This is a genomic window from Gemmatimonadales bacterium (assembly GCA_030697825.1).
In the GTDB taxonomy this organism is placed as follows: Bacteria; Gemmatimonadota; Gemmatimonadetes; order Gemmatimonadales; family JACORV01; genus JACORV01.
This window is the reverse complement of sequence record JAUYOW010000294.1, coordinates 1-1,041: the sequence shown is the minus strand read 5'-3', so window position 1 is coordinate 1,041 and position 1,041 is coordinate 1. Positions and strand designations below refer to the sequence as shown.

Below are 1,041 nucleotides of genomic sequence, written 5' to 3'. Positions count from 1 at the left end.
TGCGAGCAGCTGGTCGATGACGCGGCGGCACGCCGCGGTGTCGAGCTCGCCCTCGGCGGTCTCCGACGGGCCGGCCGAGATGTAGCAGTGGGAGCAGCGGAGGTTGCAGCGCCGCGTGAGGTTCCAGGCCACGACGTGGGGAACGTACGCGGCGTCGATGGCGGCGACAGCAGAGGACAGCGATTCGGGCGCATCGAAATCCGCCAGGCGCGAGTGCGCCGTTCGCGAACTGGTCACGCCGACGCCACCGCCTCGCCGGCCCGGGTGCCGCCCGGGCTGTAGACCGCGTGGCTTCGCAAGTAGAGCTGCCGCAGGCCCTTGAACTTCCGCCGGAACTCCGCCGGATCCTGCGCCAGCGTCTGGCTCGTCAGGCGCGGAACGACCTCGCCCAGCAGACCTTCGAGCCGTGCCGGCTCGACCCAGCCGTGGCGCACGTACTCCAGCGCCGCCAGGTAGTCGGGTTCGTCACCGCGCGCGATCAGCCGCAGGACCACGCTGTAGGGATCGAAGTGCCGGATCTCGAGGGCGCTCCCGGCGCCCGGTTCGATCGCCGCGGGCCGGGACCGCTCTTCCCAGCCCACCGGCAGCGGAATCACCTCTGCGGGAGACTCCCACACCAGATCGATCCCCAGCGACGTGGCCGCATCCCGCGCGGCATCGCCAAGCCCGGCCGATCCCGCGTCTCCCGCGAGCTCGAGCTGGGGCACGCGATCACACCATCGCTCCGCCAGATGCGTGGTGCGAGCAACCAGGTAGAGTCGGGCCGGCACGGCACCGCTTCGCCGCACCGCGGCGATCAGGGCGCCGAGGTCCGCGAGGCCCGCCTCCATCACTTGTGGCGCCGTTTTGGCGTCTTGTCGTGCGCGCCGACCACCCAGAAGGTGTAGGCGTAGGGGAAGATGGTCTGCACCACGTGGAACGGCTCGTACTCGAAGAGCCGGCGCATCGCCCACGAGAAGCGGTAGCGGGGATCTTCTTTGGGAATGATCTCGACCGCGCAGTCCACCTGGAAGCTGACGAACACCGGCGAATCGCCGGTCC

At 70.2% G+C, this 1,041-nt stretch carries 3 protein-coding genes; all 3 read right to left on the bottom strand.

The window, feature by feature from the left end:
- The coding region (locus Q8Q85_14580) for a hypothetical protein (protein ID MDP3775482.1) at positions 1 to 237 on the bottom strand (237 nt) is incomplete at its 3' end.
- Complete coding sequence (locus Q8Q85_14575; protein MDP3775481.1) at positions 234 to 830, bottom strand: hypothetical protein; 597 nt, start codon at positions 828 to 830, stop codon at positions 234 to 236. The genes Q8Q85_14580 and Q8Q85_14575, both read right to left, overlap by 4 nt.
- Positions 830 to 1,041: hypothetical protein (locus tag Q8Q85_14570; protein ID MDP3775480.1), on the bottom strand; the 212-nt coding region annotated here is incomplete at its 5' end. The genes Q8Q85_14570 and Q8Q85_14575, both read right to left, overlap by 1 nt.